Raw genomic sequence first — 24,255 nt, 5'->3', positions numbered from 1 at the left:
AAGGCGGCGCATTTTAGCAGAGCCCATGCTTATCGGTAAGCTGCGATTGTCAGTGCATTTCAAATCGAGGCGATAGATTTAGCCGCGCTCAGGCTGAAAGCGCACCACAAACCCTTTGAGGTCCTTCTGGCGGTTCAACAGATCACGCAGACGATCGGCTTCCGCGCGCTCGATAAGCGGCCCGACATACACCCGATTCTTGCCGTCGACAGAACGGATATAAGCGTTATAACCCTCGCTACGCAGGGTTTTCTGCAGTTTTTCCGCGCCTTCACGACTGCCCAGGCTGGCCAGTTGCACCGACCAACTGACTGACAGGCCATTGGCATCGACGCGGCTTTGCGTGGTGTCCGGCTTAGCAGGTGCGGCGGAAATGGGCTGGGCTGGGGCTGTCGCAGGCTTGGCCGCCAGAGCTGGCACTGGAGCAGGCGCAGCTGGCTTCGCGACTGGAACGGGTACGCCCGATACCTTCGGCGCGACAGGCGGCGCGGGCTCGTCCTCTTGAGCGATTTCGTCGTCGCTCGGCACCGGCTCTTGCGGCAAAGCCTGCGGCTCAGGCACCACCACCGGCTCAACCTGCACTTGCGGCATGGCGGGCGCTTGCGGCGCAGCCGGGGCCTCGACGGTCACCTGACGCTGTTCATCCTGACGGGAAAACAGCATCGGCAGGAAAATCACGGCCAGCGCGACCAGAACCAGGGCGCCGACCATGCGCTGTTTGTAGGCCTTATCCAGCAATGCCATTTGCCGCTTCCTCCGTGGAGCGCCGAGCCAACCATTCCAGGGCCTCGGCGACACAATAAAATGATCCGAACAACAGAATTTCGTCGTCGCTCGTCGCGAGAGCACACTGCCCTTCCAGGGCGGCAGCCACGCTGTCATAAGATGTTACCGAAGCACCGCGTTGTTGCAGCGCCCCCTGCAAATCGGCCACCGGCCGCGCCCGTGGCGAATCCAGCGGCGCGACGGCCCAGTGCTCGACACTAGCATTCAACTCGTCGATAACACCATCCAGATCCTTGTCCGCCAGCAATCCGAAGACCGCCAGCCGCTTGCCTGCCGGTGGTCGACTGGCGAGGCGTCGGGCCAGATATTCTGCAGCGTGCGGGTTATGCCCCACATCCAGCAACAGATTCAGGCGCTTGCCTTGCCAATCGAACTGCCGGCGATCAAGACGACCGACCACCCGCGTCGCTTGCAGCGCCTGAACAATCTGCGCATCTGCCCAAGGCAAATCGAGCAGAAGATAGGCCTGCAAGGCCAGCGCGGCATTTTCCATTGGCAGATCGAGCAATGGCAGATCCCGCAACTCGACCGCACGCCCTTGAGCGTCCACGCCACGCCATTGCCAGTTGTGATCGGTGATACCGAGATCGAAGTCGCGCCCACGCAGGAAAAACGGGCAGTTGAGCTCGCGCGCTTTATCCAACAGGGGTTGCGGAGGATTCAGGTCGCCACAGAGCGCGGGCGCACCCTGGCGGAAGATGCCGGCCTTTTCATAGGCCACGGACTCGCGGGTATCACCCAGGTAATCCGCATGGTCGACGCCGATGCTGGTGACCAGCGCCATGTCGGCATCCACCACGTTGACCGTATCCAGACGCCCGCCCAGGCCGACTTCGAGCACCACCGCGTCAAGCGCAGACTGTTGAAACAGCCAGAACGCCGCCAGGGTGCCCATTTCGAAGTACGTCAGGGAAGTGTCGCCGCGACCGGCCTCGACCGCAGTGAAGGCCTGGCACAATTCGGCGTCAGTGGCTTCGACGCCGTCGATCTGCACCCGCTCGTTGTAACGCAGCAGGTGCGGGGAATTGTAGACACCGACTTTCAGGCCCTGCATCCGCAGCAATGAAGCCACGAACGCACAGGTAGAACCCTTGCCGTTGGTGCCAGTGACCGTGATCACCCGAGGCGCCGGCTTGCCCAGTCCCATACGGGACGCTACCTGCTGCGAGCGCTCAAGGCCCATGTCGATGGCCGAGGGGTGCAACTGCTCAAGGTAGGCGAGCCACTCGCCAAGGGTACGTTCGGTCATAGGTTGGCAGGCACCGGCGGAACAACAATCGGCTCGATTGGCGCGGCGACGAATTTCGGCGTCGGCAGGCCCATCATTTGCGCCAGCAGATTACCCACGCGCGGACGCAGTTCCTGACGGTGAACGATCATGTCGATGGCGCCATGCTCCAGCAGGAATTCGCTGCGCTGGAAGCCTTCTGGCAGTTTTTCACGCACGGTCTGCTCAATAACACGCGGACCGGCAAAACCGATCAGGGCTTTCGGCTCGCCAATAATCACATCGCCCAACATCGCCAGACTGGCGGAAACACCACCGTAGACCGGGTCAGTCAGCACGGAGATGAACGGAATGCCTTCTTCACGCAGACGCGCCAGCACCGCGGAGGTCTTGGCCATTTGCATCAGGGAGATCAGCGCTTCCTGCATCCGCGCACCACCGGAGGCGGCAAAGCAGATCATCGGGCAGCGGTTTTCCAGGGCGTAGTTGGCGGCGCGAACAAAGCGCTCACCGACGATGGCACCCATCGAACCACCCATGAAGGAGAACTCGAACGCCGAAACTACCACTGGCATGCCCAGCAAAGTACCGCTCATGGAGATCAGCGCGTCTTTTTCGCCGGTCTGCTTTTGCGCAGCGGTCAGGCGATCCTTGTACTTCTTGCCGTCACGGAATTTCAGACGGTCAACCGGCTCCAGATCCGCACCCAGTTCGGCACGGCCTTCGGCATCGAGGAAAATGTCGATACGGGCGCGGGCGCCGATACGCATGTGGTGATTGCACTTAGGGCAAACGTCCAGGGTCTTCTCCAGCTCCGGACGATACAGCACAGCCTCGCAAGACGGGCATTTGTGCCAAAGACCTTCAGGCACCGAGCTCTTCTTGACCTCGGAACGCATGATCGAAGGGATCAGTTTGTCTACTAACCAGTTGCTCATGCTTTCTTTCTCCAGTACCGGCGGCCCGAACGCTCTGGTTCGCAGCCCCGCGTATGCCCTTGAGCTAAATTCATGTGTGCGGCGATGATTGATGAATGACCACGGTCAGCGCGAGACTTGACCTGCGTGCAACCCAAAAACCCTCAGCCGTTTTGTACAGTGCAGTGGACGGCGGCAGTGTGCCAGCCGTCACATCAACGCTTTGATGAACGCCTGAATCTTTGCGTGATCCTTGACGCCCTTGCTCGCCTCTACCCCACCGCTGACATCCACGGCATACGGCTGAACCCGCGCAACCGCCTCAGCAACATTATCCGGGGTCAGACCGCCCGCCAGGATGATCGGCTTGCTTAAACCCTGCGGTATCAATGACCAGTCAAACGCTTCGCCGGTTCCACCCGGAATACCTTCGACATAAGCATCGAGCAAAATGCCGCTGGCACTCGGGTAAGCGTCGCAGGCTGCCGCGATGTCATCACCGGCCTTGACCCGCAGCGCCTTGATGTACGGACGATGCCAGTGCTCACACTCCGCTGCGTTCTCGTCGCCGTGGAACTGCAGCAGGTCCAGCGGCACCGCTTCGAGAATCTCTCCCAACTCGGCGCGGCTGGCATTGACGAACAAACCCACGGTGGTGACGAACGGCGGCAACGCCTTGATGATTGCGCTGGCCTGCTGGAAAGTCACCGCCCTCGGGCTTTTGGCGTAGAACACAAAACCAATGGCGTCGGCCCCGGCCTCAACCGCCGCCAACGCATCTTCTATGCGGGTAATCCCGCAAATCTTGCTGCGAACGGCTGACATGTCGTTAAAACCCCACGGCAAATCCGAGAAAGTCCCGGATGGTAACAAAAGCGCTCAAGGGCGTCAGCCGTCAAGTTCGCTGAAACCGGTCAGGAAATGCGGCCCGATGTAACGCTCGGGCAATTCGAATTCGTCACGGTATTCGACCTGTACCAAATACAACCCGAACGGATGCGCGGTTACCCCGCCAGTGCGGCGAATACGGCTTTCCAACACTTCTTTCATCCATTCCACCGGACGCTCGCCCGCACCGATGGTCATCAGCACGCCGGCAATGTTGCGCACCATGTGGTGGAGGAAGGCATTGGCGCGGATATCCAGCACAATCATCTTGCCGTGACGCGTAACGCGCAGGTGATGCAATTGCTTGATCGGCGACTTCGCCTGGCACTGGCCTGCGCGAAAAGCGCTGAAATCATGGGTGCCAACCAGGTACTGGGCCGCTTCGGCCATCCGCTCGACATCCAGCGGACGGTGGTTCCAGGTAATTTCTTCGTTCAGGTGCGCCGGACGAATCTGGTCGTTGTAGATCACGTAGCGATAGCGCCGGGCGATGGCCTTGAACCGCGCATGAAAATGCGCAGGCATGACCTTGGCCCAACTGACGCTGACGTCGTGCGGCAGGTTGATATTGGCGCCCATGACCCAGGCTTTCATCGAGCGCTCGACCTGGGTGTCGAAATGCACCACCTGGCCACAAGCGTGCACGCCAGCATCGGTACGCCCGGCGCAGAGCAAAGACACCGGTGAGTCGGCGACTTTGGACAAGGCCTTCTCCAGGGTTTCCTGCACGGTGAGCACACCGGAGGCCTGACGCTGCCAGCCGCGATAACGCGAGCCTTTGTATTCAACGCCTAGCGCTATCCGGAAAAAGCCGTCAGCCGCCATTTCGGCGACCGGGTTATCTATATTTGCCAAGGGGTGACAGCCTGCTGATGTACGCAAAGGCGGGCATTATAAGGCTGTCGGACGGGGACGCCAGAGGTGTGTGGTTGAAGATCAAAAGATCGCCGCCTGTGGCAACTCCTAAAGGGTGAACACAATAACCCCGCAGGGCTGCGATCTTCTGATCTGAAAAAACAAAACGGCAGCCTTGAGGGGCTGCCGTTCTGTTTATAACCAGTCGATCACTCACGCCAGACGCGCAAGCATCTCCTTCGCTTCACTCTTCTGACCGGCATCGCCTTCGACCACGACCTCATTGAGGATGTCACGGGCGCCGTCGTTGTCGCCCATATCGATGTAGGCCTGGGCCAGATCGAGCTTGGTAGCGACTTCATCGGTGCCAGAGAGGAAATCGAATTCCGGCACATCATCCGCGGAGAGTAATGCATCATCAGCTGTGAAAGTCGGCTCGCTGATACTGCCAGACAAGCTCTCCAACTCCGCATTGACGTCATCCAGTTCCGCCGAAAATGCATCCGGCGCATCCATTTCGTCAGCCAGCGACAGATCAAAGTCAGCCGGCAACTCCAGATCATCCAGCGCCAATACAGGCGCTGCCGGCGCTTCAACGGCAGGCAAATCCTTCACGCCGTCGTCCAGATCCAGCAGGAAATCGTCCTCAGCAAGCATCGCTGGCGACGGCTCTGCGCCGAGATCCATGTCCAGGTCGAAGTCCGACAGGTCGTCGAGGTTTTCCTTGATGTCTGTCTGCTGCTGCAACACCGATTCGAAACTCAGATCATCGTCCAGCGGGAAATCTTCCAGCTCGGCCAGGGTTGTGGTTTCGGGCTCAGGCGCCGGCGCAACGGTTTCAGGAGCAACAGCCACCGGAGTGACGTTGTCAAGATCATCCAGACTCAGATCGAAGGCGCTGTCGAAATCATCATCGACCGGCGCCGGGGCTTGTGGCTCGTCGAGCAACAGGTCCTTGACGTACTGCGCGTCCAGTTCGGCGGCGACAGCGGCAGCGGCGATACCACCGGCAGCAATCAACGCCATGGCCGGGAAGCGGCTTTTCAGTTTTTCGACCTGGGCGAAGTTGTCACCATTGGCAACCAGTTGGCGTTCCTGGGCCACGAACGCATCACGATCGCCTTGCTGCCCGTAGACTTCCATCAGCTTCAGGCGCAAATCACTGCGCTGCGGCTCTTGCTTGATGCCCTCTTCCAGCAATGCAGCTGCCTGATTCAGGCGGCCGGCCGCGATGTGCGACTGTGCCTGGCCCAACACGTCATCGGAACGCTCGCCGGCCGGCGCCACCAGTGGCGCGGCGATTGGCGGCGTGACCACAACCGGGGCAATAACCGGTGCGGGTACTGGCGCAGGAGCCGGCGCTTTCGCGAGGTTAACGCTCGGCGGTGGAACTTCCAGACCTTCGAAGCTACTTTCCGGCAGGTCGAGATCTGAGGAGAACGGCTGATCTTCGGCCAAGGCGCGGGCCATGCGCAGGTGTTTCTCGGCTTCTTGCTGGGCTTTACGACGACGAGCCAGCAACAGCAGCAACAGCAACACAACTACGGCGCCGCCACCCGCCAGACCCAAGAGCCATGGATTGGTCAGCAGTTCGTTGAATTTCTGATCATCAGAAACTGCCGGCGTTGGCTCCGCCGGCTTTTCAGCCGGAGCAGGGACCGCTTCAGGTGCCGCAGGAGCAGGTGCTGCCGGAACGCCTTCGGCCGGTGTTGCTGCCGGGTTAGGCGTCAGTTCAGCGGTGATTGCAGGCGCGGCGGCAACAGCCGCCGGAGCAGCGGCCGCGCCTTCGGCCTGCAGTTTGGCCAGTTGGTTGTTCTTCAGTTCGATCAGGCGCTGCAACTTGTCCATCTGACTTTGCAGATCAGCCACGCGGCTTTTCAGTTCATCGTTGCCACGCCGAGTGGTATCGAGACTTTCCTGGGTGACGGCCAGCTTATTGCTCAGCGCCTTGGCATCGCCTGCGGTACCTTTGCCACGAGCCTTGCCGGACTCAGCTGACACCAGGCTCAACTTGTCCTGACCGGTTTGTGTCGCGGTCACATCGCCACGACCACGTTTGGTGGCATCCAGTTGCTGCTGCCCCGCACCCGGCTTCGCCACATATCGACGGCCCTGACGCCACGCGCTGTTCTGCGCGGCCACTTCGGCAATGGCTTTGGGTTGCGGCAGGCTGATGCTTTGCGCCTGATCGGGCAGACGCAGCACCTGACCGGTTTTCAAGCGGTTGATGTTGCCGTCGATAAAGGCATCCGGGTTCAGCGCCTGGATGGCCAGCATGGTTTGCTGGATCGAACCGCCATTACGCGCCTTCGCGGCAATTTCCCACAGGGTATCGCGCGGCGTAGTGGTGTGCTGAGAAGGCTTGGTGGCACCGGTGACCGGCGCTGTGACGCCTTGGGTCGGCGCCGGCTGCGCAGCCGCTTCAGCGGTTTGCGGCGAGAACTTGGACGGATCGAGCAGCACGCTGTAATCGCGCAGCAGACGACCATTGGGCCACATCACTTGAACCAGGAATTTCACCATTGGCTCGGAGAGTGGCTTGCTGGAAGTCACACGCAGGATGCTTTTGCCACTGGCGTTGAGTACCGGGGTGAAGGTCAGATCGTTGAGAAACGCCTGCCGATCGACACCAGCCTTGGCGAAATCTTCAGGAGAAGCCAGGCTCGGCACCACTTCGGCAGCGGTGAGTTCCTTGACGTCAAGCAACTCGATTTCCGCCACCAACGGCTGATTCAGCGTCGACTTCAGGGTTAGCTCCCCGAGGCCGAGGGCATGCGCCATACCGGAGGACAGCGCCGAGGCGGCCGCTATTGCTAACACCAGTTTGCGAACTTGAACCATAGCTCATCCTTAGTTTGAACATTCCTCGGCCAGCGAGAAGGTGTTGATAGTCGCTGCCGTAAGGCATTGCGCGCGGCGGCGAAGGGTCGTCGCGCGCGATCGTTTCATGCATGCCCCGGAAAGCCCCGCAGAGCGGCTTGCCTTCAGCATTCCAGCCAAGCATAGCGCTGGTCTGGAACCATTCGAAAATTTGTTGCCAAGTATCTTTTACAGCAGGTCTTTTATCAACAATTCAGCCAGCTGCACAGCATTGAGCGCCGCGCCCTTGCGTACGTTATCTGACGTCAGCCACAAATTAAGTTCCGACAGGTCGTCGATACCTTGGCGAACCCGACCAACGTAGACCACGTCCTGCCCTACCGCGTCACCGACCGGCGTCGGATAGTCGCCGGCTTCGACCAACTCGATGCCCGGCGCATCTTCCAGCGCGGCGTTGACTTTCGCCAGGTCGACTTCACTCGCCGACTGCAAGGTCACGCTAAAGCTATCGCCAAAAAACACCGGGGCTTGAATGCAAGTGACGGAAATCTTCAATGAAGGAAATGCCATGACCTGACGCAGTTCGCGCACCAGGCGCTTTTCCAGCAACGTATGGCCTTGTTCATCCGGCTTGCCGACCTGTGCCAACAGGTTGAAGGCCATCTGCCGGTCAAAGAAAGTCGGCTCCAATGGACGCACATTCAGCAACTCGGCAGTCTGCCGCGCCAATTCGGTCACGGCTTCGCGGCCCTGGGCAGAAACAGCGAGGCTGGCGGTCATGCTGATGCGCTGCAAGTCGAGCAATCCCATCAACGGTGCAAGCACCACCGCCAGCGTGGTGGCCGACGGGCTCGGGCTGCTGACCTGGAACGGTTTTTTCAGGCCGGCCAGTACGTGCGCATTGGCCTCAGGGACGACTTGTGGCGCCTGATCGGCCGGCAAGGCGCCGGACAGGTCGATCACGGAGCAACCGGCTGCGGTGGCGCGCGCGGCGAAGCTCAGGGTCACCGCCGGGCCGGCGGCAAAAAACACCAATTGGACTTTGCTGAAGTCAAATTCATCGACTTCGCGCACCCGCACGTTTTTGCCGCGAAACGGCACGGAATGCCCGGCAGACTCGCTGCTGGCCAGCAGGTGCAGGTTACCGACCGGAAAGTCGCGCTCTTCAAGAATCTGCACGAGCGTTTCGCCGACAGTACCGGTGGCGCCGATCACGGCAATATCAAAGGACTGGGTCATGGTTCTATCTCTGGCGAAACGGGGGGGGAGCGGCACTTTACCGGGTGGGTGGCGGTTCGGCAATTTAGAGCAAAAGATCGCAGCCTTCGGCAGCGCCTACACAGGAACGCGCATTCTGTAGGAGCCGCCGCAGGCTGCGATTTTTTGCTCCTCAAAGAAAAAACCCGCACCTCTTTCAAGGCACGGGTTTTTTCATTGCTTCAATCGATCAACGCTCAAGCAGGATCCGCAGCATGCGACGCAGCGGCTCGGCCGCGCCCCACAGCAGTTGGTCGCCGACGGTGAATGCACCGACGAATTGCGAACCCATGTTCAGCTTGCGCAGACGGCCGACTGGCACGTTCAGAGTGCCGGTGACTTTCGTCGGGCTCAGCTCCTGGATGCTGATATCGCGGTTGTTCGGTACCAGCTTGACCCAAGGGTTGTGCTGGCTGATCAGCCCTTCGATATCGGCGATCGGCACGTCTTTGTTCAATTTGATGGTCAATGCCTGGCTGTGGCAGCGCATGGCGCCGATGCGCACGCAGATACCATCCACAGGGATCGGGCTCTTGAAGCGCCCGAGGATTTTGTTGGTCTCGGCCTGAGCCTTCCACTCTTCACGGCTCTGACCGTTCGGCAGTTCCTTGTCGATCCACGGGATCAGGCTGCCGGCCAGCGGTACACCGAAGTTTTCGGTCGGGTACGCGTCGCTGCGCATGGCTTCGGCAACACGGCGGTCGATGTCGAGGATGGCGCTGGCCGGGTCGGCCAGTTGATCGGCGACAGCGGCGTGGGTCGCGCCCATTTGCTTGATCAGTTCACGCATGTTCTGCGCGCCGGCACCGGAGGCCGCCTGATAAGTCATGGCGCTCATCCACTCCACCAGACCGGCTTCGAACAGACCGCCCAGCCCCATCAGCATCAGGCTGACGGTGCAGTTGCCGCCGATGTAGTTCTTGGTGCCCGCGTCGAGTTGCTGGTCGATGACCTTGCGGTTGACCGGGTCCAGAACGATGACCGCGTCATCCTGCATGCGCAGGCTGGACGCGGCGTCGATCCAGTAACCCTGCCAGCCGGCTTCGCGCAGCTTCGGGAAGACTTCGCTGGTGTAGTCGCCACCCTGGCAGGTCAGAATCACGTCGAGGGTTTTCAGCTCTTCAATGCTGTAAGCGTCCTTGAGCGGAGCAATGTCCTTGCCCACGGACGGGCCTTGGCCACCGACATTGGAAGTGGTGAAAAACACCGGCTCGATAAGATCGAAATCCTGCTCTTCCAGCATCCGCTGCATGAGCACGGAACCGACCATACCGCGCCAACCGATCAGACCTACACGTTTCATCGCAACTACACCTTCTTGAAAAGTGGGCCGCTGCCTTTGGGGGAAAGTGGCAGCGGGCCCGAGAGATTACAGATTCCGCAGCGCGGCGACTACTGCGTCACCCATTTCCTGCGTACCGACTTTAGTGCAACCGTTCGACCAGATATCGCCCGTGCGCAAGCCTTGGTCCAGCACCAGGCTGACAGCCTTTTCGATGGCATCGGCGGCGGCCTGCTGGTTGAAACTGTAACGCAGCATCATCGAGACCGACAAAATGGTCGCCAACGGGTTGGCAATGCCTTTGCCCGCGATGTCCGGCGCCGAACCGTGGCACGGCTCGTACATGCCTTTGTTGTTGGTGTCCAGGGACGCCGACGGCAGCATGCCGATGGAACCGGTGAGCATCGAGGCCTGGTCGGACAGGATGTCGCCGAACATGTTGTCGGTGACGATCACGTCGAACTGCTTAGGCGCACGCACCAGCTGCATCGCGGCGTTGTCGACGTACATGTGGCTCAGTTCGACTTCAGGATAATCCTTGGCCACTTGCTCGACCACTTCACGCCACAGTTGGCTGGAAGCCAGCACGTTAGCCTTGTCCACCGAGCACAGCTTCTTGCCGCGGACCATGGCCATGTCGAAGCCGACACGGGCGATACGGCGGATTTCGCTTTCGCTGTACGGCAGGGTGTCGTAGGACTGACGCTCGCCGTTTTCCAGGGTGCGGGTGCCGCGTGGCGCGCCGAAGTAGATGCCGCCGGTCAGTTCGCGAACGATCAGGATATCCAGGCCGGAAACGATTTCCGGTTTCAGGCTCGACGCTTCAGCCAGTTGCGGGTAGAGAATCGCCGGACGCAGGTTGCCGAACAGGCCCAGTTGCGCACGGATCTTCAGCAGGCCGCGTTCAGGGCGGATGTCACGTTCGATGGTGTCCCATTTCGGGCCGCCAACGGCCCCCAGCAGCACGGCATCAGCCGCACGAGCGCGTTCCAGGGTTTCGTCGGCCAGTGGCACGCCGTGCTTGTCGATGGCTGCGCCACCGATTACGTCATGGCTCAGCTCAAAGCCCAGGGCGAACTTGTCGCTGGTCAATTCCAGCACCTTGACCGCTTCGGCCATGATTTCCGGGCCAATACCGTCACCTGGGAGAATCAGAATCTGCTTGCTCATGCTTTCCTCAATGTCATCAGTCGGCGCGCCCTAGGCGCACCCGGAAAAATTCTATCGTTCGGCGTCTATTGTTCAGAGCTTACCGTTCAGCCATCAGCACCAGTACATCGGTACTGAACGAACCATCGGCCTCAATCTCAAAATATTCGCGTACTTCGTTGCCCATCGACTGCTGCAGTTCGCGGATCGCCGCGCGCATCACCTGTGGCGTGCGCATGCGTTCGACCCAGGAGTTGTACTCCAGACGCAGCCGTTGACGCGTGGTACTGCGGGTATGCAACCCCGCTTCGCTGACCTGACGCAACCACTCACCGGCGGAATAATCGCGCACATGGCTGGTGTCGCGCAGCACTTCGACGCTTTGCAGGTAAGTGTCGAACAACGGGCTGCCCGGTGACAACACGTCGATGAACGCCGCCACGCCGCCCGGCTTCAGCACACGCCGAACTTCCCGCAGCGCCAGGCCAAGATCGCTCCAATGGTGCGCCGAATAACGGCTGAAGACGAAATCGAACTCACCATCGGCGAATGGCAGGCGCTCGGCGGCGCCGTTGACTGGGGAAACATTGCTCAAGCCACGATCAACGGCAGCAGCGGCGACCACGTCAAGCATCTGCTGCGAAAGGTCGTAGGCCACCACTTCTTTTACCAGCGAAGCGACGTGAAAACTGACGTGACCGGCGCCGCAACCCAGGTCCAGAACCCGGGCCTCGCCCTGCCCCGCCAGCTCGGCCTGTAGCAGTGCGAATTCGGTACCTTGAGCGTGTACGGCGCTGCTCAGGTAGGCCGAAGCCTGCTCACCGAATTGCTTCTGGACTACCTGACTGTGCTGGGCGGTGCTGGTCATGGGGACTTCCTTTCATGTTGCTGGTTTTAAGATCAAAAAATCGCAGCCTTCGGCAGCTCCTACATGGAACTGCGTACGCCTGCCGAAGGCTGCGATCTTTTCGGGGTCACCTCAAAACATCACGCGTCGCGAAATAACCACGGCTGGCTCGCGCGGTGCTTGGCTTCAAACGTCGCAATCGCATCGCCGTCCTGCAAGGTCAGGCCGATATCGTCCAGACCGTTAAGCAGGCAATGTTTGCGGAAAGCGTCGATTTCAAAACTCAGCACTTTGCCGTCCGGACGGGTCACGGTCTGGGCCTGCAAGTCGACCTGCAATTGATAGCCAGGCGTAGCTTCAACCTGCTGGAACAGCTCATCAACTTCAGCGTCGCTCAAGATGATCGGCAGCAAGCCGTTCTTGAAGCTGTTGTTGAAGAAGATGTCGGCATAGCTCGGCGCGATGATGCTGCGGAAACCGTATTCTTCCAGTGCCCATGGCGCGTGTTCACGGCTGGAGCCGCAACCGAAGTTCTCACGGGCCAGTAACACGCTGGCACCTTGATAACGGTCGGCGTTGAGGACGAAGTCCTTGTTCAGCGGACGCTTGGAGTTGTCCTGATATGGCTGACCCACATCCAGGTAGCGCCATTCATCGAACAGGTTCGGGCCGAAACCGGTGCGCTTGATCGACTTCAAGAACTGCTTCGGGATGATCTGGTCGGTGTCGACGTTGGCACGATCCAGAGGCGCGACAAGTCCAGTGTGCTGGGTAAAAGCTTTCATGCTGCGCTCCTTAGATCAATTCACGGACGTCGACGAAACGACCGTTCACAGCGGCGGCGGCGGCCATGGCCGGGCTGACGAGGTGGGTACGACCACCGGCGCCCTGACGGCCTTCGAAGTTACGGTTGGAGGTCGAAGCGCAATGCTCGCCAGACTCCAAACGGTCCGGGTTCATCGCCAGGCACATCGAGCAACCCGGCTCACGCCATTCGAAACCGGCTTCGAGGAAAATCTTGTCCAGACCTTCCGATTCAGCCTGCGCTTTCACCAGGCCCGAGCCCGGCACCACGATGGCTTGCTTGATGGTCGAGGCCACTTTGCGGCCCTTGGCGATCACGGCAGCAGCGCGCAGGTCTTCGATCCGCGAGTTGGTGCAGGAGCCGATGAACACGCGATCCAGCTGAATGTCGGTGATCGCCTGATTGGCGGTCAGCCCCATGTACTTCAAAGCGCGCTCGATGGAACCGCGCTTGACCAGGTCCATTTCCTTGGCCGGGTCCGGCACGTTTTGATCAACGGCCAACACCATCTCGGGCGACGTGCCCCAGCTCACTTGTGGCTTGATCTGGGTGGCGTCGAGCTCGACCACGGTGTCGAACTTCGCATCGGTGTCGGTCACCAGGTCTTTCCAGGCTTCGACGGCCAAGTCCCATTCCGCGCCTTTCGGGGCGAATGGACGGCCCTTCACGTAGGCCACGGTTTTTTCGTCAGCCGCCACCAGACCTACGCGAGCGCCGGCCTCGATGGACATGTTGCAGATGGTCATGCGGCCTTCGACGGACAGGTCACGAATGGCGCTACCGGCGAATTCGATGGCGTGGCCGTTACCGCCGGCGGTGCCAATCTTGCCGATCACCGCGAGGACGATGTCTTTGGCGGTCACGCCGAACGGCAATTTGCCTTCAACGGAGACCAGCATGTTTTTCATTTTCTTGGCAACCAGGCACTGCGTGGCGAGCACATGCTCGACCTCGGAAGTGCCAATACCGTGCGCCAGGGCACCGAAGGCGCCGTGGGTCGAGGTATGCGAGTCGCCGCAAACCACGGTCATGCCCGGCAAGGTAGCGCCCTGCTCCGGACCGATGACGTGGACGATGCCTTGGCGGATGTCGTTCATCTTGAATTCGACGATGCCGTATTCGTCGCAGTTGTCGTCGAGGGTCTGCACCTGCAAACGCGAGACCTGGTCGGCAATGGCTTCGATGCCGCCCTTGCGCTCAGGCGTCGTCGGTACGTTGTGGTCCGGGGTCGCGATGTTGGCATCGATACGCCATGGCTTGCGCCCGGCCAGACGCAGACCTTCAAAGGCTTGCGGCGAAGTCACTTCGTGGATGATGTGACGATCGATGTAGATCAGTGCAGAGCCATCGTCGCGCTGCTTGACCAAATGCGAATCCCAGAGCTTGTCGTAGAGCGTTTTGCCGGCCATCAGACGGTTTCCTCATCAGCTTGTTTCTATGCCCTGGGTCTTGAGTGATTCAATAACCCCTTGGCTTGTGAGGCTGATCCTATGGGGTTACATTAAATAACTCAAATTCATATTTTTTATGCTTTGGATAACCAACTGGAATACAACCATGGATCTGGCTAACCTCAACGCTTTTATTGCCATTGCCGAGACCGGCAGCTTCTCCGGCGCGGGCGAACGGCTGCACCTGACCCAACCCGCCATCAGCAAGCGCATCGCCGGGCTGGAGCAGCAACTGAAGGTGCGATTGTTCGATCGGCTTGGCCGTGAAGTCGGTCTGACCGAGGCCGGCCGCGCCCTGCTGCCGAGGGCTTACCAGATTCTGAATGTACTGGATGATACTCGCCGTGCCCTGACCAACCTCACCGGCGAGGTAACCGGTCGTCTGACCCTGGCCACCAGTCACCACATCGGCCTGCACCGTTTGCCCCCTCTATTAAGGGAATTCACTCGACGCTACCCACAAGTGGCGCTGGATATTCAGTTCCTCGATTCGGAAGTGGCCTACGAAGAAATCCTCCACGGTCGCGCGGAACTGGCCGTCATTACCCTGGCGCCGGAACCCCACGCACTGGTCAAGGCCACCCCGGTGTGGGATGACCCGCTGGATTTCGTGGTCGCCCCGGAGCATTCGCTGATCAATAACGGCAAAGTCAATCTGGCAGACATCGCCCGCCATCCGGCGGTGTTCCCCGGTGGCAACACCTTTACTCACCACATCGTTCAACGGCTGTTTGAAGCCCAAGGGCTGACGCCGAACATCGCCATGAGCACCAATTACCTGGAAACCATCAAGATGATGGTGTCCATTGGCCTGGCCTGGAGTGTGCTGCCGCGCACCATGCTTGATGATCAAGTTGCACGAATACCCTTGCCGGGCATACAACTGTCTCGCCAGCTAGGCTATATCCTGCACACAGAACGGACGCTATCGAATGCAGCACGGGCCTTTATGGCCCTGTTGGATGCTCAAATCGATCTGCCAGGGACTCCAGGCTAACTTGTGCTACTCCTATAGAGCCGCGAAATCCCTGCGCAAAATGCCCAAATCAGCCTAAGGCTTGCCAATGCCGAAATCTGTTGACCGTATTCCGCCGATGCCGCGTATTCAGGCGCTTGATCCCCAACGATCCGAACAGAGCTGGGAAAGTGCCCCACAATTGCTGGCCGCCCTGAACGGTGCCCGTTTGGGTGCCTGGTATTGGGACATCGAGCGCGGGCAGATCAGTTGGTCCCGCGGCACGCAGGCACTATTTGGCTTCGACCCAAAGCAACCGTTGCCCGCCGATCTGGAATACCTCGACTTGCTGCCACCGGAGGATCGCGCGAAAACCGTTCGCGCCTTTCATGCCGTGATCGCCGGCGCACCGTTGGAGCACGCGATGCATCACCGCATTCGCTGGCCCGATGGCAGCCTGCATTGGCTGGAGATCAACGGCAGCCTGCTGCCTGACAAACACGGTCGCCCCCGCATGATCGGAGTGATCCGCGAGATCACTCACCAGCGCCAACGCGAACAGGCGCTGAGCAGTTCGGAAAAACGCTTTGCCACGCTGTTCCACCTGTGCCCGAACATGGTCTTGCTGACCCGCCAGGAAGACGGCTTGATCACAGAAGCCAATCAGTATTTCGAAAGCCTGTTCGGCTGGCCGGTGCAGGACGCAATCGGCCGCACCACCCTGGAGCTGGGCCTGTGGGTTCATCCCGAGCAACGCGCAGAGTTGGTCAAGGCGACCAAGGCCAAAGGCGAACTGACCAGCATGGAAGTGCAATTTCGCGCCAGCAACGGCCAGATCCACGATGGCATCCTCAGCGCGCAAAAAGTCGAACTCGAAGGCCAGCCCTACCTGCTGAGTACCTTCCTCGATACCACCGAACGCAAATCTGCCGAGCATGCCTTGAAGGACAGCCAGGAGCGCCTCGACCTGGCCCTGGACTCGGCACAGCTGGGCACATGGGATTGGCACATTCCCAGCGGCATGCTTTACGGTTCGGCCCGCGCCGCGCAATTGCACGGGATGGAAGCCAGACCTTTCCATGAGTCCTTCGACGAGTTTTTCGAAGGCGTCCCCGGCGAAGAACGCAACAACATGCGCGACGCCTACCGCAGCCTGCGTGAAGGCCCGGCAGGCAACTATCAGCTGACCTATCGCGTACAACTACCGGACGGCACCTCGCGCTACCTGGAAAGCCGGGCCCGGCTCTACCGCGACGAAAATGGCGTGCCGCTGCGCATGGCCGGCACCCTGCTCGACATCACCGACCAGGTCGAACGCGAACAACAGTTGATTGCCTCCGAAGAGAAATTCGCAACCCTGTTCCAGGTCAGCCCGGACCCGATCTGCGTCACCCGCCAGGACACCGGGCAGTTCATCGAGATCAACTCCAGTTTCACCCAGACCTTCGGCTGGAGCGCCGCCGATGTGATCGGGCGCAGCGCCGACGAAATCGGCCTGTGGGACGCCTCGGCAAAAAGTTTGCAGCGCATTGAACAGGTGATCCGCGAACAAGGCCTGAACAACGTGGCGATCCTCGTCCAGCACAAGGACGGGCAATCCCTGACCTGCGTGATTTCCAGCCGTCAGATCAACGTCGGCGAGCAGCCGTGTGTCGTCACTACGTTGCGCGACATCACCCAGCAGCAACGCTCGGAAGCGGCACTCAAGGCCAGCGAAGAGAAGTTCGCCAAGGCGTTCCATTCAAGCCCCGACGCCATCACCATCACTGAACGCGACACTGGACGTTACCTGGAGGTCAACGACGGCTTCTGTCGCCTGACCGGCTACCGCGCCGACGAGGTAATCGGGCGCACGGTGTACCAGGTCGGGATCTGGGCCGAAGAGAAGCAGCGCTCAGCGCTGCTGGCCGAACTGCAAATCAAGGGCCGGGTTCACCACCAGGAAATGCTCGGGCGTAACAAACGAGGCGAGTTACTGACGGTCGAAGTGTCGGTAGAACCGATCACCCTCAACGAAACCGCCTGTCTGCTGCTGACCGCACGGGACGTCAGCCTGCTGAAAAACGCCGAGGCGCAGATTCGCCACCTGGCCTACCACGACCCACTGACCAACCTGCCTAACCGCGCATTGTTGATGGATCGCCTGAGCCAACAGATTGCCTTGCTCAAGCGCCACAATCTGCGTGGTGCCTTGATGTTCCTTGATCTTGACCACTTCAAGCACATCAATGATTCGCTCGGTCATCCCGTGGGCGATACGGTGCTGAAAATAATCACCGCGCGCCTGGAAGCCAGCGTGCGCATGGAAGACACGGTCGCGCGTTTGGGCGGTGATGAATTCGTGGTACTGCTCAGCGGCCTTGAGGGCTCGCGGAATGAAGTCAGCGATCAGGTCCGCGAACTGGCCGACACCATCCGCGAATTGCTTTCGGAACCGATGTTCCTCGACGGCCAGCGCCTGCAAGTGACGCCAAGTATCGGCATTGCGCTGATACCCGATCACGGCTCCACGCCAACCGATTTGCTCAAGCGCGCCGATATCGCCCTCTATCGCGCCAAGGATTCAGGGCGCAATACCGCGCAGATGTATCACAACACCATGCAGAAAGCCGCGAGCGAGCGCCTGCGCATGGAAACCGATCTGCGTCTGGCGCTGTCCCGTGGCGAGTTTCGCGTGCATTACCAACCTCAACTGGACGCCCGCAATAACCGCATTGTCGGCGCCGAGGCGTTGGTGCGCTGGACCCATCCGGAACTCGGCGCGCAGTCGCCCACCGAATTCATCAAGGTGCTGGAGGACAGCGGCCTGATACTGGAGGTCGGCACCTGGATTCTCGATGAAGCCTGCCAGGCCTTACAACAACTGATCACCAATGGCTTGGTCGACCCGCTGGATTTCAGCCTGTGCGTGAACATCAGCCCCCGACAGTTCCGTCAGAACGATTTTGTCGAGCGCATCGAGAACAGCCTCACCTCCCACGGCCTGCCCTGCTCGTTGCTGAAACTGGAAATCACCGAAGGCATCGTCATCCAGAACCTGGAAGACACCATCAACAAAATGCGCCGCCTGAAAAAACTCGGTGTGAGCTTTGCCATGGACGATTTCGGCACCGGTTATTCCTCACTGACTTACCTCAAACGCCTGCCGGTCGACACCCTGAAAATCGACCAGTCGTTCATCCGCGACGCCACCACTGATCCCAACGACGCCGAGATCATCCGCGCCATCGTCGCCATGGCGCGCAGCCTGGAATTGAAAGTGATCGCCGAAGGTGTGGAAACACCGGAACAGCTGGAGTTTTTGCAGGGGCTGGGTTGCCACTTCTATCAAGGATATCTGCACAGCCGACCGCTACCGGTGAATGAGTTCCAGAAACTCCTGAAATAACAATCCCCTGTAGGCGCTGCCGCAGGCTGCGATCTTTTGATCTTGTCCTTAAAAGTCAAAAGATCGCAGCCTGCGGCAGCTCCTACAGGATCGGGTACAAAAAAGGACGCCCGAAGGCGCCCTTTGATCACTGATTGCTTTCTAATAGATTTTTAAGCTGCTTGCGCGACCTGCAGACCCAGCAAACGCGAAACCTGATCCAATTCGGTCTCACGGCGCAGGACGGTGAACAGTTCCACAGCTTCGGGATAATTGCGTGTCAACATCGCCAGCCATTGCTTCAAGCGACCAGGAGATTGGCGCGCCGTCATCTGCGCCTTGGCTTGCAGCCAGAAGTCCTGGATCAGCGGCAGCAACTCGGCCCAGGTCATCTCGACGACCTCTTCGCCCACCCGCGCCGCGGCGATTTGCCGGGCCAGATCAGGGCGCGAAACCAGGCCGCGACCGAGCATGATGTCTTCCACCCCGCTGATTTCGCGGCAGCGGCGCCAGTCCTCGACGCTCCAGATATCGCCATTGGCGAATACCGGCACCTTGACCACGTCTTGCACCCGTGGAATCCACTCCCAATGTGCCGGAGGCTTGTAGCCGTCGGTTTTGGTACGGGCGTGAACCACGATGTGCTCCGCGCCGCCTTCGGCCAAAGCCGTGGCACACACCAATGAACCGTCGGGGCTATCGAAACCCAGGCGCATCTTGGCGGTCACCGGAATGTGCGCCGGAACGGCGCGACGGACGTGTTCGACGATTTGGTTCAGCAGCTCAGGCTCTTTGAGCAACACCGCGCCGCCACGGGATTTGTTCACCGTTTTCGCCGGGCAACCGAAGTTCAGGTCGATGACTTCAGAGCCCAGCTCACAGGCCAGTGCGGCGTTTTCCGCCAGGCAGACCGGATCCGAACCCAGTAACTGAACACGCAGCGGCACGCCGGATGCGGTGCGGGCACCGTTCAGCAGTTCCGGACCGAACTTGTGGAAATACGCAGGCGTGAGCAACTGATCGTTGACACGAATGAACTCGGTTACGCACCAATCGATGCCGCCCACCCGGGTCAGCACGTCGCGCAGGATGTCGTCGACCAACCCCTCCATGGGCGCCAAAGCAATTTGCATGAAAAACACACTCAACGAAAAACGTGCGGCAGTTTACTGGGTTTCAGTGGTGAAAAGGTAACCCCTGTAGGAGCTGCCGCAGGCTGCGATCTTTTGATGTTTGTTTTTTAAAATCAAAAGATCGCAGCCTGCGGCAGCTCCTAAAGGATTGTGTCAGGCCGGGATTTGAATGGCCGGGCCGTAACCTTCGATGAACTCGACCGGCATGCGCTTGGGCTTTCCCGTAGACAGCTCGATGCAAACGAAGGTGGTCTGCGCACGCAACAACGTCGAATTATCGCTGGGCCGCTTGAGCTGGAAGTGTCGGGTCATCTTCAGGCGCTGATCCCAATCGACGATCCAGGTCGCCAATTGCAGCTCGTCGCCTTCATAGGCGGCTGCAAGATAGTCGATTTCGTGGCGCACAACTGCCATCGCCCGATCAAGTCGACGGTATTCCACCAAATCCAGGCCCAGGCGTTGGGAATGGCGCCAGGCGCAGCGTTCGAGCCAGGTCACGTACACCGCATTATTAGCGTGGCCCAGCCCGTCGATGTCCTCGGCGCCCACTTGCAGATCAATGATAAACGGCGTTTCCCGATCCCAGCCCATACCCACTCCCGGTCACATTAATTCGACCGGGGCAGTGTAACGGATGCTCAGGCCGATTGGCGCGATTGCAGGCTACGACCGGACAGCAGTGATAACACGCCATCAATCACCCGAGGGTCAGCCAGTACCCGCTGATGACCGCCCTCTTCCAGGCGCAGCAGACGGCTGTCAAACCAGGCTTCGTGGATCAGTTGCGATTCTTTTACCGGAACATGTTTGTCGTCTTCGGCATGGACGATCAAGCCAGGCATATCAAGCTGATAGTGCGCGACATCCAGCGTTGCGGCGCGCATGCCGACGTCTTTCTCCACTTGGCGAATGAACGCCGAGCGAGCTTTCGGCGGCAACCCCACAAAACGGGCGAAACCGCGCAATACACCGAGAATCCTCGCCGGCGCCGCGATACTGACCAACGTTTCGGTGCGCAAGCCCAATTGCACGGCGAGCATGGCGCTGGCGCCGCCCATGGAGTGACCGATGACGGCTTGCAGCGGTGGCAATTCGGCGGCGGCTTCGAGCATGGCGCGGGCGAACAACACCACATTCGCTTCAGTGCCCGGTGAGCGACCGTGTGCCGGGCCATCGAGGGCAACCACGGTGTAGCCAGCGTCGACCAGCGCGTTGATGAGACTGGCGAACTGTGTCGGCCGGCCTTCCCAGCCGTGCATCAACAACACCGCCGGCCCTTGCCCCCAGCGTAATGCAGAGAGGCCGAAGCGCAGCGTTATCCGCTCGGATTTGGCCAACAACGGCAATTCCCATTCACGCGGCGGAAAATCTCGCGGCGTCATGAACGCCAGTCGCATTTTGCTTGCGACCAGCTTCGGAGCCAACCAACCCAAGGTGCCATTAACGCCACGAACCCACTTCAACGTGTTCATCGCTCTATCCTCAGGCTGTAGCCTTCAGGTCAACGCACCGCCGACTTGGCAGCGCGCAGCAATCGATCGGATAAATCACCTGGGCCCAACGCGCGTGCCAGCGCCAGGCCGCCCACCATCAAGGCCATGTCGGCCAAAGCTTTGTCTGTGTCTTCAGGGCTGGCCGACAATTGCGCGACCATCAGTTCCAAATGTTCGTTCAACGCGATCCGGAACGTCTCGGGCAGACGACCGAGCTCACCGATAGAAGCCGGAATCGGGCATGCAGCCTCACTGGAATCACGATGTTTGCGCGACAGATAGAACGCAGCGACCAGGGCGCGACGCTCTTCACCGGTCAATTCGGTATCCATGTCGTCAATCAAGTCACGACGACGACCCAGCAATTGCTTGAACGCCTCCAGCATCATTGCGTCCTTGCTTTCGAAGTGCGCATAGAAGCCGCCGACGGTCAGGCCGGCTGCGCCCATCACTTCGCCCACACTCGGCTCAGCCGGGCCGCGCTGAATCAGCGCTGCGCTGGCAGCCTTGAGGATGCGTTCGCGGGTTTGAGCTTTTTTATCGTTCATCGTTGCCTCCGAATATTACGACTAGAATATTATTCTCATAATAATTTTCTGCAAGTCGTGGATGTGACCGCTGGTCTGAAGAACAGTTTGAAAGAAATGGAGGGATTTGGCCAAACGCCAGACAAACAAAAGGGCCATTCAATAATTGAATGACCCTTATAAAATCCCGCAGAGCGGGTAATCGTGGCGTCCCCTAGGGGACTCGAACCCCTGTTACCGCCGTGAAAGGGCGGTGTCCTAGGCCACTAGACGAAGGGGACACAAACCCTTCTATACAATTGATCAGTGCTGAGAGCTGATCGATTCAAGGCCGGTGTGGCCAGACCTTGAACTGTAAAATTGGTGGAGCTAGACGGGATCGAACCGTCGACCTCTTGCATGCCATGCAAGCGCTCTCCCAGCTGAGCTATAGCCCCGGATTTTTCGCCTCGCGGCGGAGCGACATTTTGCAACATCACTTCTGTAAAACTGGCGTCCCCTAGGGGACTCGAACCCCTGTTACCGCCGTGAAAGGGCGGTGTCCTAGGCCACTAGACGAAGGGGACGCAAACCCTTCTATACAACTGATCAACGCTGAGTGTTGATCGCTTCAAGGCCGGTGTGGCCAGACTTTGAAGTGTAAATTGGTGGAGCTAGACGGGATCGAACCGTCGACCTCTTGCATGCCATGCAAGCGCTCTCCCAGCTGAGCTATAGCCCCTCATCGCTGAGGACGGGGCGAATCTTAATGGCGGACCGGAAAGCTGTCAAACTTATTTTTAAAATATTTCAAAGTTTTTTGCCGACATAACAATCACTTACCGCCCTCCCCCCTAAAAACGGCAACCTCGGGGTCACACGGACCTGTAGGAGCTGGCGAAGCCTGTGATCTTTTGATCTTGCATCAGAAAGCCAAAGTCAAAAGATCGCAGCCTGCGGCAGCTCCTACAGAGGCTTTCAGGCGATGTTGCCCAACAGCTTTTCCCATTCCTTGTTTTCTTTCTTCGACACGCCGCCCAGCAGGTCAATGGCCTGGCGCAGACGGAAACGGGTCAGGTCCGGACCGAGGATCTCCATCGCGTCGAGTACCGAGACCGAGCTGGCCTGGCCAGTGATCGCGGCGAACATCAGCGGCATGGCATCACGCAGCTTCAGTTCCAGGGATTCGACGACGGCCTGGATCGTTGCGGTGATGCTGTCCTTCTCCCACTGACGCAGGCTTTCCAGTTTCCACAGGATCAACTGCATCAGTTGACGAACCTGGTCACCCGAGAGCTTCTTCGATTCGAACAGCTTGGCATCCGGGCTTACCCCCCCGGCAAAGAAGAACCCGGCCAGCGGTGCTACCTGGCTGAAGGTTTCAACCCGGCCCTGCACATGCGGAGCGATCTTCATCATGTACTCAGGGTTCAGCGCCCAGGTATGCAAGCGGCTGGCGAACTCTTCCACCGGCAGATCACGCAGCCACTGGCCGTTGAGCCACGACAGTTTCTCGATGTCGAAAATCGGCCCACCAAGGGAAACACGCTTGAGATCGAAATTGTCGACCATTTCCTGCAGCGAGAACTTCTCGCGCTCGTCCGGCATCGACCAGCCCATCCGACCCAAGTAGTTGAGCATCGCTTCCGGCATGAAGCCCATGCGCTCATAGAAGGTCACCGAGGTCGGGTTCTTGCGTTTGGACAGCTTGCTCTTGTCCGGGTTACGCAGCAGCGGCATGTAGCACAGCTCCGGTTGTTCCCAGCCGAAGTATTCGTACAAGAGGATCAGTTTCGGCGCCGATGGCAGCCACTCTTCGCCACGCAATACGTGGGTGATACCCATCAGGTGATCGTCAACCACGTTGGCCAGGAAGTACGTCGGCAGCCCGTCGGTCTTCATCAGGACTTGCATGTCCATGCGATCCCACGGGATTTCGACATCACCACGCAACATGTCCGGCACCACGCAGACGCCTTCGCTCGGCACTTTCATGCGGATCACGTGCGGCTCGCCGGCGGCCAGGCGACGCGCGACTTCTTCCGCCGACAGCAACAGCGCACGACCGTCGTAACGCGGAGTTTCGCCGCGAGCCATTTGCTCGGCGCGCATCTGGTCCAGCTCTTCAGCGGTGCAGAAGCACGGGAAGGCATGACCCATTTCGACCAATTGCTGGCAGTACTTCTGATAAATATCGCCACGCTCGCTCTGACGGTATGGACCGTGCGGGCCGCCAACGTCCGGGCCTTCGCTCCAGTCGATGCCCAACCAGCGCAAGGCGTCGAAAATCTGCTGTTCGGACTCGCGGGTCGAACGCAATTGGTCCGTGTCTTCAATCCGCAGGATGAACTCACCGCCGTGCTGCTTGGCAAAGCAGTAGTTGAACAATGCGATGTAAGCGGTACCTACATGGGGGTCCCCGGTAGGCGATGGCGCGATGCGAGTGCGGACGGTGGTCATGGCAAGTCTCGAAATAAAGATAAAACAAAGGGCGAATGGTAACAGGCGTAACCCGC

General features: G+C 59.5%; 19 protein-coding genes and 4 tRNA genes. 2 read left to right on the top strand and 21 right to left on the bottom strand.

Annotated features, from left to right (window positions below):
• Positions 1-78 precede the first annotated feature (78 nt).
• From KUF73_RS01400 to leuC, 12 genes are all read right to left on the bottom strand, one after another.
• Complete coding sequence (locus tag KUF73_RS01400) at positions 79-744, bottom strand: SPOR domain-containing protein (protein WP_218436254.1); 666 nt, start codon at positions 742-744, stop codon at positions 79-81.
• Positions 728-2,035 carry a bifunctional tetrahydrofolate synthase/dihydrofolate synthase gene (folC, locus tag KUF73_RS01395; protein WP_218436253.1) on the bottom strand — a complete coding sequence of 436 codons (1,308 nt, stop codon included), beginning with the start codon at positions 2,033-2,035 and terminating at the stop codon, positions 728-730. The genes KUF73_RS01400 and folC overlap by 17 nt, the downstream gene beginning before the upstream one ends.
• Positions 2,032-2,952, bottom strand: a complete 921-nt coding sequence (accD, locus tag KUF73_RS01390; protein WP_218436252.1) for an acetyl-CoA carboxylase, carboxyltransferase subunit beta — start codon at positions 2,950-2,952, stop codon at positions 2,032-2,034. Before accD ends, folC begins: the two co-directional genes overlap by 4 nt.
• Before the next feature lie 189 nt (positions 2,953-3,141).
• On the bottom strand, positions 3,142-3,756 hold the full coding sequence (locus tag KUF73_RS01385) for a phosphoribosylanthranilate isomerase (protein ID WP_218436251.1): 615 nt from the start codon (positions 3,754-3,756) through the stop codon (positions 3,142-3,144).
• A 63-nt stretch (positions 3,757-3,819) separates the two neighbouring features.
• Positions 3,820-4,644 (bottom strand): tRNA pseudouridine(38-40) synthase TruA, encoded by an 825-nt coding sequence (truA, locus tag KUF73_RS01380; protein ID WP_218436829.1) that lies wholly within the window; start codon positions 4,642-4,644, stop codon positions 3,820-3,822.
• Between the two features lie 243 nt (positions 4,645-4,887).
• The gene (locus KUF73_RS01375; RefSeq protein WP_218436250.1) at positions 4,888-7,515 is read right to left on the bottom strand and encodes a FimV/HubP family polar landmark protein; all 2,628 of its coding nucleotides are present in this window, start codon (positions 7,513-7,515) and stop codon (positions 4,888-4,890) included.
• Between the two features lie 207 nt (positions 7,516-7,722).
• Positions 7,723-8,733, bottom strand: a complete 1,011-nt coding sequence (locus KUF73_RS01370; protein ID WP_218436249.1) for an aspartate-semialdehyde dehydrogenase — start codon at positions 8,731-8,733, stop codon at positions 7,723-7,725.
• A gap of 208 nt (positions 8,734-8,941) precedes the next feature.
• A complete protein-coding gene (gene asd / locus KUF73_RS01365) occupies positions 8,942-10,054 on the bottom strand; it encodes an aspartate-semialdehyde dehydrogenase (RefSeq protein WP_218436248.1) in 1,113 nt (370 codons plus the stop codon).
• A gap of 66 nt (positions 10,055-10,120) precedes the next feature.
• Positions 10,121-11,203, bottom strand: a complete 1,083-nt coding sequence (gene leuB / locus KUF73_RS01360; protein WP_218436247.1) for a 3-isopropylmalate dehydrogenase — start codon at positions 11,201-11,203, stop codon at positions 10,121-10,123.
• Positions 11,204-11,282: 79 nt separating this feature from the next.
• On the bottom strand, positions 11,283-12,050 hold the full coding sequence (locus tag KUF73_RS01355) for a class I SAM-dependent methyltransferase (RefSeq protein ID WP_218436246.1): 768 nt from the start codon (positions 12,048-12,050) through the stop codon (positions 11,283-11,285).
• Between the two features lie 119 nt (positions 12,051-12,169).
• Positions 12,170-12,814, bottom strand: coding sequence for a 3-isopropylmalate dehydratase small subunit (gene leuD, locus KUF73_RS01350; RefSeq protein ID WP_218436245.1), 645 nt, complete (start codon positions 12,812-12,814; stop codon positions 12,170-12,172).
• A 10-nt stretch (positions 12,815-12,824) separates the two neighbouring features.
• Positions 12,825-14,243, bottom strand: coding sequence for a 3-isopropylmalate dehydratase large subunit (gene leuC / locus KUF73_RS01345; RefSeq protein WP_218436244.1), 1,419 nt, complete (start codon positions 14,241-14,243; stop codon positions 12,825-12,827).
• Positions 14,244-14,391: 148 nt separating this feature from the next.
• On the opposite strand from leuC, the gene KUF73_RS01340 reads away from it, so the two are divergent.
• Together KUF73_RS01340 and KUF73_RS01335 are read left to right on the top strand one after the other, a co-directional pair.
• Positions 14,392-15,282, top strand: coding sequence for a LysR family transcriptional regulator (locus KUF73_RS01340; protein ID WP_218436243.1), 891 nt, complete (start codon positions 14,392-14,394; stop codon positions 15,280-15,282).
• 67 nt (positions 15,283-15,349) lie between these two features.
• Complete coding sequence (locus KUF73_RS01335) at positions 15,350-18,628, top strand: PAS domain S-box protein (protein WP_218436242.1); 3,279 nt, start codon at positions 15,350-15,352, stop codon at positions 18,626-18,628.
• Between the two features lie 152 nt (positions 18,629-18,780).
• On the opposite strand, the gene KUF73_RS01330 is transcribed toward KUF73_RS01335, so the two are convergent.
• The 9 genes from KUF73_RS01330 to gltX form a co-directional block, all read right to left on the bottom strand.
• On the bottom strand, positions 18,781-19,740 hold the full coding sequence (locus KUF73_RS01330; RefSeq protein ID WP_218436241.1) for a tRNA-dihydrouridine synthase: 960 nt from the start codon (positions 19,738-19,740) through the stop codon (positions 18,781-18,783).
• Positions 19,741-19,893: 153 nt separating this feature from the next.
• Positions 19,894-20,331 (bottom strand): thioesterase family protein, encoded by a 438-nt coding sequence (locus KUF73_RS01325; protein WP_218436240.1) that lies wholly within the window; start codon positions 20,329-20,331, stop codon positions 19,894-19,896.
• 47 nt (positions 20,332-20,378) lie between these two features.
• On the bottom strand, positions 20,379-21,212 hold the full coding sequence (locus KUF73_RS01320) for an alpha/beta fold hydrolase (RefSeq protein WP_218436239.1): 834 nt from the start codon (positions 21,210-21,212) through the stop codon (positions 20,379-20,381).
• A 29-nt stretch (positions 21,213-21,241) separates the two neighbouring features.
• On the bottom strand, positions 21,242-21,781 hold the full coding sequence (locus KUF73_RS01315; protein ID WP_218436238.1) for a TetR/AcrR family transcriptional regulator: 540 nt from the start codon (positions 21,779-21,781) through the stop codon (positions 21,242-21,244).
• Between the two features lie 184 nt (positions 21,782-21,965).
• Positions 21,966-22,041, bottom strand: a tRNA-Glu gene (locus KUF73_RS01310).
• A gap of 80 nt (positions 22,042-22,121) precedes the next feature.
• Positions 22,122-22,197 (bottom strand) — tRNA-Ala (locus KUF73_RS01305).
• A gap of 53 nt (positions 22,198-22,250) precedes the next feature.
• A tRNA-Glu gene (locus tag KUF73_RS01300) sits at positions 22,251-22,326 on the bottom strand.
• Positions 22,327-22,405: 79 nt separating this feature from the next.
• Positions 22,406-22,481, bottom strand: a tRNA-Ala gene (locus KUF73_RS01295).
• 236 nt (positions 22,482-22,717) lie between these two features.
• The gene (gltX, locus tag KUF73_RS01290) at positions 22,718-24,199 is read right to left on the bottom strand and encodes a glutamate--tRNA ligase (RefSeq protein WP_218436237.1); all 1,482 of its coding nucleotides are present in this window, start codon (positions 24,197-24,199) and stop codon (positions 22,718-22,720) included.
• Positions 24,200-24,255 lie beyond the last annotated feature (56 nt).

Source organism: Pseudomonas sp. PD9R, from assembly GCF_019200975.1.
Lineage (GTDB): Bacteria > Pseudomonadota > Gammaproteobacteria > Pseudomonadales > Pseudomonadaceae > Aquipseudomonas.
This window is presented reverse-complemented; position numbering and strand designations above follow the sequence as displayed.

Excerpts from the sequence above, each read along its gene's own strand:
- KUF73_RS01400 (WP_218436254.1), bottom strand. The coding sequence starts at position 744 with ATGGCATTGCTGGATAAGGCCTACAAACAGCGCATGGTCGGCGCCCTG.
- folC (WP_218436253.1), bottom strand. The coding sequence starts at position 2,035 with ATGACCGAACGTACCCTTGGCGAGTGGCTCGCCTACCTTGAGCAGTTG.
- accD (WP_218436252.1), bottom strand. The coding sequence starts at position 2,952 with ATGAGCAACTGGTTAGTAGACAAACTGATCCCTTCGATCATGCGTTCC.
- KUF73_RS01385 (WP_218436251.1), bottom strand. The coding sequence starts at position 3,756 with ATGTCAGCCGTTCGCAGCAAGATTTGCGGGATTACCCGCATAGAAGAT.
- truA (WP_218436829.1), bottom strand. The coding sequence starts at position 4,644 with ATGGCGGCTGACGGCTTTTTCCGGATAGCGCTAGGCGTTGAATACAAA.
- KUF73_RS01375 (WP_218436250.1), bottom strand. The coding sequence starts at position 7,515 with ATGGTTCAAGTTCGCAAACTGGTGTTAGCAATAGCGGCCGCCTCGGCG.
- KUF73_RS01370 (WP_218436249.1), bottom strand. The coding sequence starts at position 8,733 with ATGACCCAGTCCTTTGATATTGCCGTGATCGGCGCCACCGGTACTGTC.
- asd (WP_218436248.1), bottom strand. The coding sequence starts at position 10,054 with ATGAAACGTGTAGGTCTGATCGGTTGGCGCGGTATGGTCGGTTCCGTG.
- leuB (WP_218436247.1), bottom strand. The coding sequence starts at position 11,203 with ATGAGCAAGCAGATTCTGATTCTCCCAGGTGACGGTATTGGCCCGGAA.
- KUF73_RS01355 (WP_218436246.1), bottom strand. The coding sequence starts at position 12,050 with ATGACCAGCACCGCCCAGCACAGTCAGGTAGTCCAGAAGCAATTCGGT.
- leuD (WP_218436245.1), bottom strand. The coding sequence starts at position 12,814 with ATGAAAGCTTTTACCCAGCACACTGGACTTGTCGCGCCTCTGGATCGT.
- leuC (WP_218436244.1), bottom strand. The coding sequence starts at position 14,243 with ATGGCCGGCAAAACGCTCTACGACAAGCTCTGGGATTCGCATTTGGTC.
- KUF73_RS01340 (WP_218436243.1), top strand. The coding sequence starts at position 14,392 with ATGGATCTGGCTAACCTCAACGCTTTTATTGCCATTGCCGAGACCGGC.
- KUF73_RS01335 (WP_218436242.1), top strand. The coding sequence starts at position 15,350 with ATGCCGAAATCTGTTGACCGTATTCCGCCGATGCCGCGTATTCAGGCG.
- KUF73_RS01330 (WP_218436241.1), bottom strand. The coding sequence starts at position 19,740 with ATGCAAATTGCTTTGGCGCCCATGGAGGGGTTGGTCGACGACATCCTG.
- KUF73_RS01325 (WP_218436240.1), bottom strand. The coding sequence starts at position 20,331 with ATGGGCTGGGATCGGGAAACGCCGTTTATCATTGATCTGCAAGTGGGC.
- KUF73_RS01320 (WP_218436239.1), bottom strand. The coding sequence starts at position 21,212 with ATGAACACGTTGAAGTGGGTTCGTGGCGTTAATGGCACCTTGGGTTGG.
- KUF73_RS01315 (WP_218436238.1), bottom strand. The coding sequence starts at position 21,781 with ATGAACGATAAAAAAGCTCAAACCCGCGAACGCATCCTCAAGGCTGCC.
- gltX (WP_218436237.1), bottom strand. The coding sequence starts at position 24,199 with ATGACCACCGTCCGCACTCGCATCGCGCCATCGCCTACCGGGGACCCC.